Annotated in this window: 15 protein-coding genes; 1 reads left to right on the top strand and 14 read right to left on the bottom strand. The window is 53.4% G+C overall.

The features are described 5' to 3' along the window. Positions 1–99: 99 nt before the first annotated feature. On the top strand, positions 100–528 hold the full coding sequence (locus tag AC0V2S_RS21340; RefSeq protein WP_475511468.1) for an organic hydroperoxide resistance protein: 429 nt from the start codon (positions 100–102) through the stop codon (positions 526–528). 96 nt (positions 529–624) lie between these two features. On the opposite strand, the gene AC0V2S_RS21335 is transcribed toward AC0V2S_RS21340, so the two are convergent. The 14 genes from AC0V2S_RS21335 to AC0V2S_RS21270 form a co-directional block, all read right to left on the bottom strand. Further along, on the bottom strand, positions 625–957 hold the full coding sequence (locus AC0V2S_RS21335) for a ComEA family DNA-binding protein (RefSeq protein WP_475511467.1): 333 nt from the start codon (positions 955–957) through the stop codon (positions 625–627). Between the two features lie 69 nt (positions 958–1,026). Then, the gene (locus tag AC0V2S_RS21330; protein ID WP_475511504.1) at positions 1,027–3,018 is read right to left on the bottom strand and encodes a polysaccharide biosynthesis protein; all 1,992 of its coding nucleotides are present in this window, start codon (positions 3,016–3,018) and stop codon (positions 1,027–1,029) included. 86 nt (positions 3,019–3,104) lie between these two features. After that, positions 3,105–4,115, bottom strand: coding sequence for an MraY family glycosyltransferase (locus AC0V2S_RS21325; protein WP_475511466.1), 1,011 nt, complete (start codon positions 4,113–4,115; stop codon positions 3,105–3,107). Then, complete coding sequence (locus AC0V2S_RS21320; RefSeq protein WP_475511503.1) at positions 4,112–5,095, bottom strand: UDP-glucose 4-epimerase family protein; 984 nt, start codon at positions 5,093–5,095, stop codon at positions 4,112–4,114. Before AC0V2S_RS21320 ends, AC0V2S_RS21325 begins: the two co-directional genes overlap by 4 nt. Next, entirely contained in the window at positions 5,085–6,176 is a 1,092-nt protein-coding gene (locus AC0V2S_RS21315) for a glycosyltransferase (RefSeq protein ID WP_475511465.1), read from the bottom strand. Before AC0V2S_RS21315 ends, AC0V2S_RS21320 begins: the two co-directional genes overlap by 11 nt. 91 nt (positions 6,177–6,267) lie before the next feature. After that, positions 6,268–7,233 (bottom strand): NAD-dependent epimerase/dehydratase family protein, encoded by a 966-nt coding sequence (locus AC0V2S_RS21310; RefSeq protein ID WP_475511502.1) that lies wholly within the window; start codon positions 7,231–7,233, stop codon positions 6,268–6,270. A 16-nt stretch (positions 7,234–7,249) separates the two neighbouring features. Then, positions 7,250–8,170 (bottom strand): glycosyltransferase family 2 protein, encoded by a 921-nt coding sequence (locus AC0V2S_RS21305; RefSeq protein ID WP_475511464.1) that lies wholly within the window; start codon positions 8,168–8,170, stop codon positions 7,250–7,252. A gap of 64 nt (positions 8,171–8,234) precedes the next feature. Next, entirely contained in the window at positions 8,235–9,152 is a 918-nt protein-coding gene (locus tag AC0V2S_RS21300) for a glycosyltransferase family 2 protein (RefSeq protein ID WP_475511463.1), read from the bottom strand. A gap of 44 nt (positions 9,153–9,196) precedes the next feature. Continuing rightward, a complete protein-coding gene (locus AC0V2S_RS21295; protein ID WP_475511462.1) occupies positions 9,197–9,976 on the bottom strand; it encodes a methyltransferase domain-containing protein in 780 nt (259 codons plus the stop codon). A 27-nt stretch (positions 9,977–10,003) separates the two neighbouring features. Next, positions 10,004–10,936 (bottom strand): hypothetical protein, encoded by a 933-nt coding sequence (locus tag AC0V2S_RS21290; protein ID WP_475511461.1) that lies wholly within the window; start codon positions 10,934–10,936, stop codon positions 10,004–10,006. A gap of 37 nt (positions 10,937–10,973) precedes the next feature. Then, positions 10,974–12,380, bottom strand: coding sequence for a lipopolysaccharide biosynthesis protein (locus AC0V2S_RS21285; RefSeq protein ID WP_475511460.1), 1,407 nt, complete (start codon positions 12,378–12,380; stop codon positions 10,974–10,976). A 98-nt stretch (positions 12,381–12,478) separates the two neighbouring features. Continuing rightward, the gene (locus AC0V2S_RS21280) at positions 12,479–13,588 is read right to left on the bottom strand and encodes a DegT/DnrJ/EryC1/StrS family aminotransferase (RefSeq protein ID WP_475511459.1); all 1,110 of its coding nucleotides are present in this window, start codon (positions 13,586–13,588) and stop codon (positions 12,479–12,481) included. Positions 13,589–13,925: 337 nt separating this feature from the next. Continuing rightward, the gene (ihfB, locus tag AC0V2S_RS21275; protein WP_108098123.1) at positions 13,926–14,210 is read right to left on the bottom strand and encodes an integration host factor subunit beta; all 285 of its coding nucleotides are present in this window, start codon (positions 14,208–14,210) and stop codon (positions 13,926–13,928) included. Positions 14,211–14,421: 211 nt separating this feature from the next. Beyond that, on the bottom strand, positions 14,422–15,435 hold the full coding sequence (locus AC0V2S_RS21270) for an aromatic ring-hydroxylating oxygenase subunit alpha (RefSeq protein ID WP_475511458.1): 1,014 nt from the start codon (positions 15,433–15,435) through the stop codon (positions 14,422–14,424). Positions 15,436–15,458: the final 23 nt, after the last annotated feature.

Raw genomic sequence — 15,458 nt, 5'->3', positions numbered from 1 at the left:
TCTTGCGCGCAAACTAAATAGACACTAACTTTCATCTCACGCACTGCTTAGTGCACAAAACTTTAGCAAGCAAACAGACTAGATAATCGGAGAATCACCATGCAAACCATCAAAGCCCTGTACACCGCCACTGCAACCGCCACCGGTGGCCGCGACGGCCGCGCTGTTTCGTCCGACGGCATTCTCGACGTAAAACTCTCCACCCCACGTGAACTGGGCGGCCAAGGTGGTGAAGCCACCAACCCGGAACAACTGTTCGCCGCCGGCTACTCGGCCTGCTTTATCGGCGCCCTGAAATTCGTGGCTGGCCAGCAGAAGAAACAACTGCCTGCCGACAGCTCCATCACCGGCAAAGTGGGCATTGGCCAGATCCCCGGCGGTTTCGGTCTGGAAGTGGAACTGAACATCAGCCTTCCAGGTTTCGACCGTGACGAAGCACAAGCGCTGGTCGACGCTGCTCACCAGGTGTGCCCGTACTCCAACGCTACTCGCGGCAATATCCAGGTCACCCTGAACATCGCCGTTTAACTCCCGCAAAAAAGGCCAGTCCCGGACTGGCCTGCACAAACAGCCAAAACGCAAAAAGGCCGATCTAAGATCGGCCTTTTTGTTTACGGCGTGCGCTTACTCAATGCTCAGCTTTGCGCGGTTCTTTTCCAGCGTTGCTGCACCAATCCCCTTCACTTCCAGCAACTCATCCACCGAGGTAAATGGGCCGTTGGCTTCGCGGTACGCGACGATGGCCTGAGCCTTGACCTGACCGATACCTACAAGATCGTGTTGCAGCGTGGCTGCATCCGCGGAATTGAGGTTGACCGTACCGGTAACCGCAGCCTGAGCAGGCTGGGTGACGGCAGATTGGGCAGGTTCGGCTTTGACAGGCTCGGCCGCAGAAGTGCCGATGGAGAAGAACGCGAGGGCTGCAAACAACAGAGAAGAGACGTATCCGGTACGCATGATGAAACTCCTTTTAAGTAGGTTACGCAGGGCAGGTAACGCCCTGCGGTGGCCAACTTAGGGGGAGCCTCAATGGAGTGTCAAATCACCCGGCGGCGCGCTTTCCAGGCGTTTTTTATGAATTAAATCAACGATTTCGCACTCTGGTAGGTAACCGTTAACGTGCTCGCGCAACAATTCTCGCAGCCGCTCGTAATCATCACGCTCAACCGCCAGAAAAATCTCGCTCAACACTTCCTTGAAAACCGCCCAAGGCAGGTGTTCTTCGTTGGCGCGCATGATCATCGGGTGTTCGGTGGGGCTGACGTTGTCGCCGATCAGCAGCTCTTCGTAGAGCTTTTCGCCCGAGCGCAGACCGGTGAATTCAATTTCGATGTCGCCGTGAGGATTCTGCTCATTGCGCACGGTAAGGCCGGACAGGTGCACCATCTTCGCCGCCAATTCGGCGATCTTCACCGGTGAGCCCATATCGAGCACAAACACATCACCACCCTGCCCCATGGAACCAGCCTGAATCACCAACTGAGCCGCTTCGGGAATGGTCATGAAGTAACGGGTGATATTCGGGTGGGTGACGGTAATCGGGCCACCGCGTTTGATCTGCTCGCGGAACAACGGAATCACCGAGCCCGACGAGCCCAGCACATTGCCGAAGCGCACCATAGTGAACCGGGTCCGATTGGCCGGCGTGGCCGTCTTGGTACCCACCAGCAGCGGATTTTTTTCCACGCTCAGGGCCTGTAACGTCATCTCCGCCAGGCGCTTGGTGCTGCCCATCACGTTGGTCGGGCGCACGGCCTTGTCAGTGGAAATCAACACAAAGTGCTCAACCCCCGCCTGCACCGCAGCCTGAGCGGTTTGTAGCGTACCGAACACATTGTTCACCACGCCTTCGGCCACGTTGTGCTCAACGATCGGCACATGTTTGTACGCCGCTGCGTGGTAGACGGTGTTCACGGCCCAGGTGCGCATGACATCCAGCAGCCGCTCAGCGCTGCGTACAGAACCCAGAATCGGGATAAGCCGGATCGCCAAACCTTCATGACGAATACGCCCTTCCAGTTCGCTCTGAATGCTGTAGAGGTTGAACTCACTGTGTTCGAACAGCACTAAAGCCGTCGGCGCCGAGGACAAAATTTGCCGACACAACTCCGAGCCGATGGAGCCGCCCGCGCCCGTCACCATCACCACTTGGTTCCGGATGCAGCGTTCGAATAAATCGCTGCGAGGCGGCACTGGATCGCGGCCGAGCAAGTCGGCGATATCCACCTCCTGCAAGTCGCTGACGTTGACCCGGCCACTGGCCAGATCCATAAAGCCCGGCACTGTGCGTACGTGCACCGGATAAGCCTCCAATCCGGCAAGAATTTCCTTGCGTCGGGAACGGGAGGCCGAAGGAATGGCGAGCAACACCTCCTGCGCGCCGGTTTCCTCAATCAGCAGTTGGATGTCGCGCGAGGTGTACACCTTCAGCCCCGCCACAATGCGGTTGGCGATGCCTTCGTCGTCGTCGATAAACGCTACTGGGCGCATGCCTTTGCCCATGCGCAGGGCAGCGACTAGCTGGTTGCCGGCAGCGCCGCCGCCGTATATAGCGACCTTTGGCAGGTTGTCTTCGTACCGCAGAAACGGCACGTGCTGGCCGGCCAATAGCCAGTCACCGAGAAAGTAGTGGCGCATAAACAGGCGCAGGCCGCCGATCATCAGCAGGCTTAGCCACCAATAGTTAAAGACGACAGAGCGCGGGACCAGCACGTCAGCCCGATATAGGTAAATGTAAACGCCCAGCACCAAAGCCGAGAGGGAAACGGCCTTGAAAATCGCAACGAGCGCTTCATTGCCGAAGTAACGCATCACCGCGCGGTACATGCCCAGGCGGATAAAGATCGGGATGGCGACCACAGGTGCGATGAGAAATAGCCAGGCGTAATCGCCAAATGGATCAATCGGTCGCTCAATACCCAGGCGCACGACAAAGGCCATCCACAAGGCGACCCAGACCAGTACGACATCTGTGCAGATTTGCAGAATGCGCTTGTAGCGACGCCGCAGACCAATCATGCGATCGCGCAGTAGAAAACCTTGTTTTTCCTTAGTACCCGCCACGTTCACTCCAGTCCCTGATTCCACGCTTGCATATTTAGTCACTACTCCGGCTTTCCAGCACCGTAACGGATCGCCAGAAACAGCAGTGGAAGGCTGGCCAGCAGCAAGCCTAGCAGACCGTCTAGAAGCCCAAGGGCCACTATGGTGGCCAGCGGCAACAGCCACCCCACGTTGATTGCCAATACCGCCAACGTCACCGGTAGATGGCGACCGTGGCGACGCGAAGCGTATTGATAGGCGTGGCTGCGGTGGGCCTCGTAAACCTTGTCACCACGAAGCAGGCGGCGCAGCAGTGTCCAGGTCGCATCGACGATAAATACCGCCAGCAGAATCAGCCAGCTCCAGAACAGCTGCGGGGCCACCCACGCGGCCTGTAGCGAAAGCAGGCCCAAGGTCAGACCGAGAAACCCGCTGCCGGCATCGCCCATGAAGATCTTCGCTGGGGGGAAATTCCAATAGAGAAACCCGGCACTGGCTGCCGCCAACAACAGCGGCACTAACGCCAGGCTGCTCTGCCCCACCACCGCGTACAGCAGTGCCCCGCCGACGCATACAGTGATCGCCTCGACGCCTGCAATGCCGTCGATGCCGTCCATAAAGTTGTAGAGGTTGAGCAGCCACACCAGATACACCGCTGCCAGTGCATGCCCGAGCCAGCCAAGGTTGAGCGTGAGGCCAAACACCATTAGCGGGGGCAGACCGCCCAACCAGACGAGCGCCCAAACCGCGCCGGAAAAATGCGCCAGCAAACGCCAGCGGGCGGCGACATGGCCGTGGTCGTCAAGAAAACCTACCAACGCCACGAATCCTCCCCCACCCAGCAATGCCCAGGCGAGCGACCAACTGATACCGCCAAGCCATGGCAACACGGGCACCGCCAGGAGAAAACTCAACACAATCGCCACCCCACCACCGCGCGGTGTGGGTGCGGTGTGTGAACTGCGGGCGTTGGGAATGTCCATCAGACTGCATGACAAGGCATAACGGCGCAGCACGTGGGTCAACAATAGCGATGCGCCGGCCACTGCCGCGAGAAAGAACCAGACATTCATGGGATTCGATGCTCTAGGAAATGCTTCGCCGTCTTCGCTAAAGCGGAATCAACAGTAACCGGCGGACTCCACCCAAGCAGCGACTTAGTCTTACTGATATCAACCTGCAAAGACCCACACAGTCGCTGGGCCACGTCCTTCTTACCCAGCACCGAGGCCGCCGTACTCAACCACCACCCAGGCACCGGTAGCAAGCGAGCGGGCTTGCCAAGCGCACGCCCCATTCGCCGCAGCAACTCGGTCGTGGAGAGGTCTTCATCATCGCTGACCAAAAACACCTGATTGGCCGCCGCCGGATGATCCACACAGGTCAGTATCAAATCGACTAGGTTGTCCAGCGCCACCAGGCTGCGCTTGTTCGCAATAGCGCCCAGGGGCAGCGGTAGGCCCTTGTTCAGCCAACTCATCATGGTGTGGAAGTTAGCTTTTACGCCGGGGCCATAGACCAGCACCGGCCGGACAATTACCACCTGCATGCCGGTCTCGTGTGCCAGTGCCAACAACCCCTGCTCGGCCTCACACTTGGATATGCCGTAAGGGTCACTTGGCTGGCCCTTCTCATCGGCGTTAAACGCGTGATTGGGTTCGGTTCGCTCGCCGTTCACTTTGATCGAGCTGATAAAAATGAACCGCCGCACGCCCCGTTCTGCGGCCTGCCGTGCCAGCGCCAGGGTAGGCGCCAAATTGTGCTCGCGAAACGCCTGAAGCGGTTGCTGCGCTATCTCGTTCATCACGTGAACACGCGCCGCCAGGTGAATGACGCTGTCGACGCCTGCGAATGCTTGCGCCGAAACGATGGGCTCAAGCAGGTCAAAACGGAGGTATTCAACGTTCTGCCGTTGAACCGCTGGCGCCTGTCGGGCCGCGACCAGCACCTGCGTGCCGGGTGCAGCCAGCAATTGGTCCACCACCGCAGCACCGACAAACCCGGTGGCGCCGGTAACCAGCACTTTTCTGATTTTTTCTGCTTCAACTATCATGGCCACAACGCTTGATAAAAAGAGCCATTTGGCCAACGATATATTCCTGCGAAAAATGGCTGTTTGCGCGGCGCTGCGCCGCCTCGGCCAATTGCTCGCGCAAGGCGGCATCGGTGTACAGGCGAGCCATGCATTGCGCGATGGACTCGATATCCCCTGGCTCATGCATAAGCCCCGTCAGCCCTTCGTCCACCGCATCGCTCAAGCCATAAATTCGCGATGCAATGGCCGGCAACCCGGCACCGGCGGCCTGAATAGTGGCGAGGCTGAACCCCTCGCGGTAGCTCGGCAGACAGAACACATCGGCCGCTGCCATGAAGTCTTCCGGGCAATCGGTAAAGCCAACCCGGTGGTAACGTCCGTTGAACGCCGCTACCCGCTTATTCAGTTGGGTATCGAGCAATTCTTCGTCCGGCCCGACAACCAACAGGTGCGCCAACGGCGCCGCAGCAGCCATCTGCGCAAAGCCTTCGACCATATCGATCGCGCCCTTGGCTTGAGTTACACGTGCCATAAACAGGTACACCATGGCATCGGCCGGAACGTTCAGTTGAGCCCTGATACGTGCGCGTACCGTCGCATCAGGACGAAAGCGAGCGCCATCCACACCACTGATGGACCCCAGGCCCAATACGGTAATTTTCTCTCGACGAACAATCCCCTCGGCAACCAGAAAGTCCCGCTGAGAAGGACTGTCGGCCATCAGGTGGCTCGCGCACGCGCCCAGCAGCTGGTCCATAGCTTTGAGCACCTGCCGTTTCACGCCCGTCGAGGTGGACCAGACCTGGCCGGTGAAGATATGGATTCTGACGGGAATGCCGACCACCTTCGCCGCCATCATTGCCAGTAGGCCCGACTTGGGCATCAGCGCCTGCACCGCATCAAATCGCTCCGATCGAAAGAATTGGCACAGTTTGAACAGCGACACGCAATCGCTCAGCAGCGAAATTTTTCGTTCGATGTTCAGTGACACACAGCGCACATCAAGGCCGGCGAACAGCGCCTGCAACTCGCGTACATCACCTGAGCACACCAGCGTAATTGCATAGGTCTGCGACAAACACACAATGTGCTCGCGCATAAAAACCTTCAGCGCCACGGGCACCGTAGCGACTAGGCAAACCTTTTTCTTGATTACCACCTGGCAAATTCCCACTTCATGGTAAGCCGGATCATCGACGCCCCTGCAAAATTGCAGGAATGCTGTCCGGCAAAGAACACTTGTTGCGCAACCCGTACTGATCGATTAACTGCTGAGAAGAATAAGACGTACGCTTGACCAACGCATCGACCCGACTTTGCGTAAGTGGGAACCGCGGGACCTTGGAGAACACAGTGGCGAGCAAACGGGTAAGCCGCTCCGGAATGACAATCCAGGGCCGGGAAACTCCGTAAAAATCGGCGATGGCATTGATGACATCGAGCAGCGGACAGTCATTGGCAACCACATAAATACCGCCGGCTTGCCGCTCAGCAAAACCACAGGCCAACAATCCCAAAATCACATCGTCTACATGAACATAGTTGGCCACCGCTGCCTGGTCCGCCACGTAGAAGAACATTCTCTGTCGAACCGCATTGGCCAGCTGGAAGAACGACTGATTGGACATATCTGCCGCCACCACAATTGTTGGGCGCAGCACCGTACAAGTCAGTAAATTCAGCCTGTCGGCGGCCTTTAAAACCAGGTGATCCGAAACGGTTTTGGTAATTTCGTAGGCATCTTCCGGGCGCTCGGGCGCGTGTTCATCCACTCGCCGCGGCGCATTGGGGGGCCGATTGCTCAGACCATAGGCACCGACACTGCTCAGTTGTACCCAGCGCACAGGCTTGGCCCTGATTGCCATTTCCTGCTCAAGAAAACCAATCAGATATAGCGTGCCATCGACATGCAGCGACAACATCCGCGAGGGGTCGGTAATTTCTCCCGCACAGTTGAAAAAAACATCGGCGTCCTTGAAGAAGGCACAGAAGTCCCCCTCCCCGGTAATGATATCGCCATAAAAATACTCAACGCCGTCGACAGGCTTTTTCTGTAAGTCGCGGGTGATGCCACGAACGACATGGCCAAGACGAAGCAATGCCCCACACAAGTGCCGGCCAATAAAACCCGTCGCTCCGGTTACACATACAATCATCACGTTTGCTCAGTTACTAAAAACGGCCGATTAATAAAATAATGCGCAACAGCCAGTCATCGACACGGCTGTTTCGATGATAGCCACCGGCGAACATCAGCTTCAGGCGCAACAAGATCGATTTGTCAGGCGCCGCAAGAAGTCCCAACTCCGTCCGCCGCTGCACATCCAGCACGTCACCATACAGCTGATAAAACTCGGCTAACTGCAACGACGCAGCGGCATTCTTTTTCGCCAAGAAAAACCGTTTTATACGGCGTACGTACACACCCCAAACGGTATCCGCCGCTCCGATTGCATTACCGGCGTGCTGCCGGTATTTGATGTGGGCTTGCGCGTCGTAAACAACCTCGCCAAATGCGGAGACCACCAGGTAAACCCACCAATCATGCACCAGACAAAACGCCGGCAGCTTTGCAACCACCAGGCTACGCGCTGCATTGTTGAGCACGACGGTACAACCGGTCGCCACATTCTGAACCAGTGCGTTTTCATAACCGATTCGCGAACGATCAAGCGCTGCTGAAAATCCCAGGTGCTGCAGGTGCTCGTCTACATACTCGGTGCGCGAAAAATACATGACCGGGGCAACCGTAGACCGCGCCGCAATTTGCTCAACCGCGGTAATCAGCTTGCCGGGCTGCCACACATCATCTTGATCGCAGAAGGAAAAATACTCGCAAGCATTGTCCGCATCCCGTAACAACTGGAAGAAGCTGGCGACGTAACCGAGGTTATCTCCAGCGACCACGCGGATATTTTCATGCTCAGACTCGAACGCACGAAGAATAGCCAGTGTGCCATCCCTGGAACCGTCGTCTCTGACATGTAAGCGCACACGCACATCAACTTGCAACAGCAGGCTTTCGATCTGCTCGGCGACGTAACGCTCTCCGTTATACGTAGAGAGCAGGACATTGACGCTTGGTATCTTCACAACAACTCAACCTGACTGTTTTCACAACACTTGAAATAAGACCGTCCCACACAAGACAGGACCATTACGAACCTTTGCGCCCCATTTTACCGATCAAGCCATGACAGAACCCGCAAAAGATCGACCAAAAATAGGTGGCTTTATGCCTGGCAAAAAACATATAGGCGCGAAATAAGCCGAACCGATAAACTAGGTCGTTAATTTTCCAGCTCAACGGTATAACGCTGTCTTTATATAAGTAGAAGGCATTTCTGAACTGATAATACAAGCGCAGAGGACTGTGCATGGGCACATAGATCTGCCTGAAAAAGCCGATGCGCATCAACTCATCGCCAACGGGGTGTTCCATCCGCGCATGGTAGGTACCGTAACAGCCGTAACCGGCGGCGCCAGCGCGCAAACACCACTCGGTGTCGACCAGGTCGATAAAAAGTTCATCGCGCATATCACCGACGGCATCAAGCACCGAGAGCGGAATAAGAGAACCAGAAGAAATCAGCGCCGCTGCCTTAATGATGGGTTCCGCACTGGACGGGGCCACCAGCCGGAATTTGAGTCGGCCCAACCGAGCAAAGGGTGAAACAGTACCGTCGCGCCCATCGACATAAACTGGGCCGACCGCCGCAATTTTGTCCTGGCCATCAAGGCGCAACTGATCCATTGCAGCGAGCAGCTGCGTAACCATATCCGCGGCTGGGCTACTGTCTTGGTCGCTAAGCAATACATAGTCAGCGCCGCTTTTTCTCGCGATACCGATACCAAAATTCAGCGCAGTGGCAATACCTTTGTTCTCGTGAAACTGATGAACAACTACATTCTTCAAGCTTTCGAAAAACTCAGCAACATCAACACCCGATTGCACCGGCGTATTGTCAACCACTACCACCTGGGTTACTGCCGACGAAAGATAACGCACCAGCGCGGTCACTGCCGACTGATCGGGGTTGAAGGTAACCACTACCGCAACAACATAAGCATCCATAAAAACCAAACCTCAAGCTCCATAAAATAATTAACTATATATAATTACTTTCCAGTCTTTTTCAGCCCAAGGATAAAAAAGTCACTTTCCGTGACATGACGTTGAAGAACATCGAAACCGCTGAATTCGAGAATTTCTTCCATCAGCGGCATATCAAACACATGATGATGTAATGTTCTGTTGCTGAGATTACTCAAACTACGAACTTTGAACTGTTCAAGCGTCCCCGCTTGCGGGTCCCTTGCCAAATCATGCAGTTCCAGAATCTCTGGCAAATGGGTAAGGTCATCCTCACCCACATGCGTGGAGAAATCTTCGAGCAAATGATCGAATGTTGAAACCAGTCTGCGGTGGTCAAAATTGCCTTCCCTCCTGGGCAAAACCAAAACAAAAGCCCCTTTTGGCTTCAGCACTCGGCGCCATTCGCTGATCGCCTTCAATGGGTTGGCCACATGCTCCAGGCAATTGGACGACAATAGAAAATCGTAGGAGGCAGATTCAATGCCACTTAAATCAGAGGCATCATTAATGTGTTGCATCCCGACCTTGCTATTGTAAAAGCGGTATTGGCCCCCAGCCCGTAATGCCCCTTCCCAAATTGTTTCATTGGAAAAATTCACTCCATCCAACCGATTAACAACCGGATAAAGCGGCAAGAAGGTTCTGAAAACGCTGCTCGGGCCACCTACTTCAATGCCATTCTTGCCCCTGACACAAGCCTGATAATCTTTATAAAAAGGGATTTTCTGCCCAAATGCTAACCGTAGCGACTCAAATAAAACCGGAGGTAAAACTGCTTTCAAAATCCTTGCCTTTGGCAGCACGATCATCTCCTCGAAAAAACTCATCAGTTAGCGGTTATTGAAGAACGCCTGAACATTAACAACAAATTTCATTACCGAATCAACAGACCTGGACTCACTCTTACGCAGAGTAGGCTCCAACAAGGGTGCAGTTTCCTTAGCCCAATCTCTATCGTCAAAGCCATATGACAGGCCGTAGCGCATTTCAGGGTTTTTATACCAGGACAACTTTTCGACACCGGGATCCGGAACCACAATCGATTCTGCGCCACAGAGCACCGCCAACGCAGAATAGGCGGTGTAGGTATCGTAGGAAATAAACGTCTTCACACGTTTGAAAATCGCCGCCACTTCGGCATGCTCAAACCCATCGATGAGAATCGAATCGGTCAGGTCATGTTCAAGGGGTTTACCCTTGCCCTTGCGTATGCAGTAGGCGGTACCTGTACGCGCCTCCTCGCTCACCGCTCCCGAAAGGTTATATAAGTCAAAGGGATAGTGAACGACAGAAAGAGACTCTTGCGGTTTGTAACAGCCTGGAAGCGCAGACTCGGTAAAAAACTCATTAAAGGCGACGTGGAACTCGCCCTCTCCAATGGAGATGCGCCCCGTATGATAGCCAGGCCGGTGCAGGAACCAGCGGACCACATGGGCAGCGCCCAACGGGTTGCCTAGCACAATCTCAGGGTAAATCACGATCCAGTTGCTGTTGAGGTCAGCCGGCAATGAGGTCAACACTGGGGTGTTAAACATCGGGTTCTGAGTAAATTCTCGAAACCAGGTAAAAATCCAACTACCGAAAAACTCGAACAACTCGCGGCGCCAACTCTCCTGACCGATTTCGAATGTTCTGAACATTTTATACAGGTAGGCTTCATGCCCGGTTTCATTCAATAAGGAGCACAGCTTGTGCAATACCACCGCCCCACCCTCGTTCGGGTTATACGGCGGCGTAAAAATAAGAAACTTGTACTTGCGCAAAACGGACTCCATCAGCGTACAGGCAAAATTGACCGAACTAGGTCAACTGCCCTAAGTCGAATACGAAACACAGTACCAGATACAGGACTACGGCCCCACCTCCAACAACGAGAATATTCAAAAGTGCCGGCAGAGCGATCAATACCGACGAGAGCGCATGGCTGAGCCCCGCCACTATTAGCGACACAAGTATATAGGGCGAAAAATCCTTTACCTGCTCGGTGTAGGAATAACCGATGAGTGCTCTGGCATAGTGACTATTCACCAGATAACAGAGTATCGAACCCGCTAATTGCCCCAACAGAACCGCGTACAGGCCGTGGTTAATTGAAACAGCGAGAATTGAGATAATGATGAACGCCTTGATGACTTCAAGCTTCAAGTAAATATCCGAACGTCCTTTAACCTTAAGCAAATTGAGGTTTATCGCGTGCAACGGATAAAGGAGATACACCGCGCACATCACCTGAAAATAAGGCACGGCGGCATTCCATTTATCGTTGAACAGCAGATTGAAAACCGGCCCAGCCAACCCGGCACCTATCGCCAATACCGGACTGACGATTGCCGCTGAGAGGATGATTATCTTCTGGTAGAAAACTTTCAGCGCCTCATCATTGGAGCCGGCCTTCGATAATGCGGGGTAGGTAACATTCTGAATGGCATAAACCAACTGGCCCATGACCAACTCCATGATCTTATCAAGCAGGTAATAAATTCCCGCTGATGTCAGCCCCAAATAGCGACCTAGGATTGTCGGGGTGATATTTCTGACCACGATGGAAATGATATTGGCAACAAACAACTTGTAACCGAACCCATACAGAATCAGGATCAACTTCAGGTCAAATTGGAGCTGTGGCCGCCACCCAGCCTTCAAAAAGATGAATACAGTGGAGACCAGCGCAAACACTGCACTCTGCAAAACCAATGCCCAGACCCCCGCACCCGCGTAAGCCGCGAGCAGCGCTGCAGCCGCCGAGATAACCGAAGCGGGAAAATTGGCCAATAGCAGGGACTTGAACTCCAGCCTATTGGCCAATAATGCAGAGGGGACGATCTGAATTGAACTGATAACAATGACAACGCCTGCCGCCCGCACCACGTCAAGCACCATGGCATTATCATAAAAGCCAGCGATCGCAGGCGCGGCCACGTAGATCAGGGCGTAAGCAATTGCGCCCATGAACAACCCGGCGAAAAAAGCTGTATTTAACAGTCGGCGGCTGAGTTTTCTGCGACGAATCAACGCATCCCGAATTCCGGAATCCATCAAGCCACTGCCCAAGGCCAGGAAAATGGAGATGGCGGCGATTAATCCAAAATCTTCAGGTGCCAGGAAACGAGCAAGGACCAAGGTGGCAATAGCCGCCACCCCGCGCCTTAGGAAAAATTCGGCAAAATTCCAGATAACGCCAAAAAACGTTGTATTTTTCAGAGACACTTTTAACTCATGCTCAAATTGTAAGCCGGCCCATTGGTAACGAGCCGACTCAACAGTGACCCCATAATAAAGCACGTACGAAAACCGTTAGCGATTGGCTAGCGCGCAGCGATTATCGAAACAATTCTGAGCTGATCCTCATGGCTCAACTCTGGATAGATCGGGAGACAAATCACCTGCTGCGATACTTGTGCAGCTACCGGTAAATTGGTCGGATGCGCCGAGCGCATGCTGCGATACATCGGAAAATCACTAATCAATGGGTAGAAATAACGACGAGAAAATATGTTGTTATCTTTCAGGCGTTGATACAACTCATTGCGGCTCAGCGGGTACTGATTTTCCACCAGAATCGGGAAATAGGAGTAGTTACCCTCCACGCCCTCAAGTGCTTCGACCGGGCGAATGCCACTCACCGTACTTAGCAGCGATCGGTAGTGCCCATCGATGACACGTCGACGCGCCACCGCACCATCTATGTACTTGAGCTGTAGCAGGCCAAAGGCCGCGTTCATTTCGCTTAACTTGCCGTTGATGCCTGGTGCAACCACTGTCACTTCGTCGACATAGCCAAAATTCTTCAACTGGTCGATATGTTTTTTTGTCGCTGCGTCGGGGCTGACAATAGCCCCGCCTTCAAACGTGTTGAACACCTTGGTCGCATGAAAACTCAGCACACTTAGATCGCCGTGCCGAAGTACACTACCGCCGCCGTCCTTCACATTAAACGCATGCGCAGCATCATAGATCACACGCAAGTTATGCTTATCGGCTATTTGTTGTATCGCCGCCACATCACACGGATTGCCGTAACAGTGAACCGGCAAAATGGCAGTGGTCCGCGGCGTAATGGCGGCTTCAATCTTTGCCGGAGCAAGGTTCAACGTATCGGGGTGAACGTCAACAAAAACCGGGCTGATACCATTCCATAACAGGGAATGCGCAGTAGCAACGAAAGAATAAGGGGTGGTAATAACTTCGCCAGTCACTTGCAACGCCTGCAACGCGGTCAGTAACGCGATCGTACCGTTGTTAAACAAAGAAATATACTCAACGCCCAAGTACTTGCACAGTGCCGACTCCAACTCTTGGTGCATGGGACCGCCATTGGTAAGTATTTTGTTGTCCCAAATCGTTTGCAAATAAGGGATAAACTCTTCCAAGGGCGGCAAATAAGGCTGAGTTACAAAAATCGGCTTATTATCCATTTCACTTCTCAAAAATAATAACCCCTAAACATCTGGAGATCTTTTTTAACAACGCATACTACTAAATTCGAATCAGGACATTAAAGTGGTACAAATGTAAGCACACTCAAAACTGAATCGCGGGCCGAAAACCGCCCCCCCCCCCTTTAGCTCTCGACTTGCGAACGCTCAATGTTCACGAGAACGCAAGCCAGCTGTGCAACGCGCCAGGCGCCGCGCCAGTCTACCGGAAATTATTTTCGGAGGTGACTTCAGCAGGTGTGCTCTTAGCCTTTAAAAGCGAGGGCAGAGAAAATGCAGCTGGAGCAGAAGCAATCAAAAGGTGTGCGGCGCCTGATCACTCATCCTCGTTCACTCGATCCCGCAGTTCCTTGCCGGGCTTGAAGTGTGGGACAAACTTGCCATCGAGCCGTACGGACTGGCCGGTTTTTGGGTTTCGACCAACCCGAGGCGCGCGAAAATGAAGAGAGAAGCTACCGAAACCACGGATCTCAATACGATCACCGGTAGCGAGCGCCTGGGACATCTGCTCGAGCATGGTCTTAATCGCCAGCTCGACATCCTTCGGTGAAAGCAGTCCCTGGTGAGTAACGATGCGTTCGATCAGCTCCGACTTGGTCATGATTTTCCCTTCGTTTTCAAGCGACTAGATCATCTCATGTAGAGGTTTTAGCATGACCGAATCAGTTTGAACAGCCTTAATATGTCGAAGGAACATAGACGAACGCAGAAAAAGGCAACCAAACTGTAAAGCCTGCTATCGCCTCCGCACTTCGCCCCAGAGCTCGGACTTTTCTACTCGCCCTATCACTGCCAAGGAAGTAGATCCCCCATTAATCTTCCATCCATCCACGACAGGATTGCCTGAAGTGAACAATCTTCTCTTCATGCTGACCGAAGTATTTTGGCTTATCGGCTGACCATACTTTTGCTGGGATTCGCCTACAAATTTTATGGTCTTCGTCGAAAACCGCCCTATTTGTATTCGCACTCGAGTGCATGAGCGACTTCACCACCTCCTCATAACGAGGATTCGACTCCCGCGCCTGATAAAGCCGACTGGTGAAGAATGTTTCCGTCAGATCTCCAGGAAAGAAATTTTGCAGCGAATAGGAGTATCCATGCGTAGATGAAATCATGGAGAACGGAAAAATATAGATACTCATATAGCCCGGATAACGGTCTGCTAACTCAAAAAACTTACCTAGCTTCTCCAACTTTTCGTTGAGCGCGCGGTTCCCCAACGGAGAAAACCAGATTGAGTTCTCTCCGTAATAAATATTTTCGCCGGCTTGCAGCTTTAACGGTGCAAGAGAGTCACTATGAATTATCGGAATATGATCAGGCTCCAAGGCATTCTCTATTGCAATCGGCCAGTAGGACTGAAACGGATATCGATTAAAATCACTTCTGCATTTGATTCCTTTGGAGACACTTTCCAAACGACTAACCAGCTCTGCTCCCAGTTGCTGCTGTAAGGTTTGCTCGGCCTGCGGCGAAAAAAAGATAAAGTCACCACAGCGCTCTACCTTCAAAAGATTCAGCGCCGCCGAACCGATATCACAGTTGACGAACTCCTCTCTCTTCGGAATCTTCGCCTGGCCAGCAATAAAACTCCAACCGTGATATTGGCACTTGATACGACTGCGACCGAAATCATCGAGAAAAAAACGAGCACCACGGTGGGGACACAGATTATCAAATGCAATGATATTGCCCTTGTCGTTGTAGGCAACAACTTCAAAGTCGAGGAGATCAAACCGAACAAAGTCCCCGTCTTCGGCCAATTCGCTGGCGTGACACAGTGGATGCCAGTAATTATTGATCAGACGTAGACTCAAATCCATTTACTTAACTCTTGTTGAGACGC

The sequence above is a fragment of the Pseudomonas sp. CC11G genome (assembly GCF_056174845.1).
Note: the sequence above shows the minus strand (reverse complement) of the source record. Positions and strands in the feature narration are given on the sequence as shown.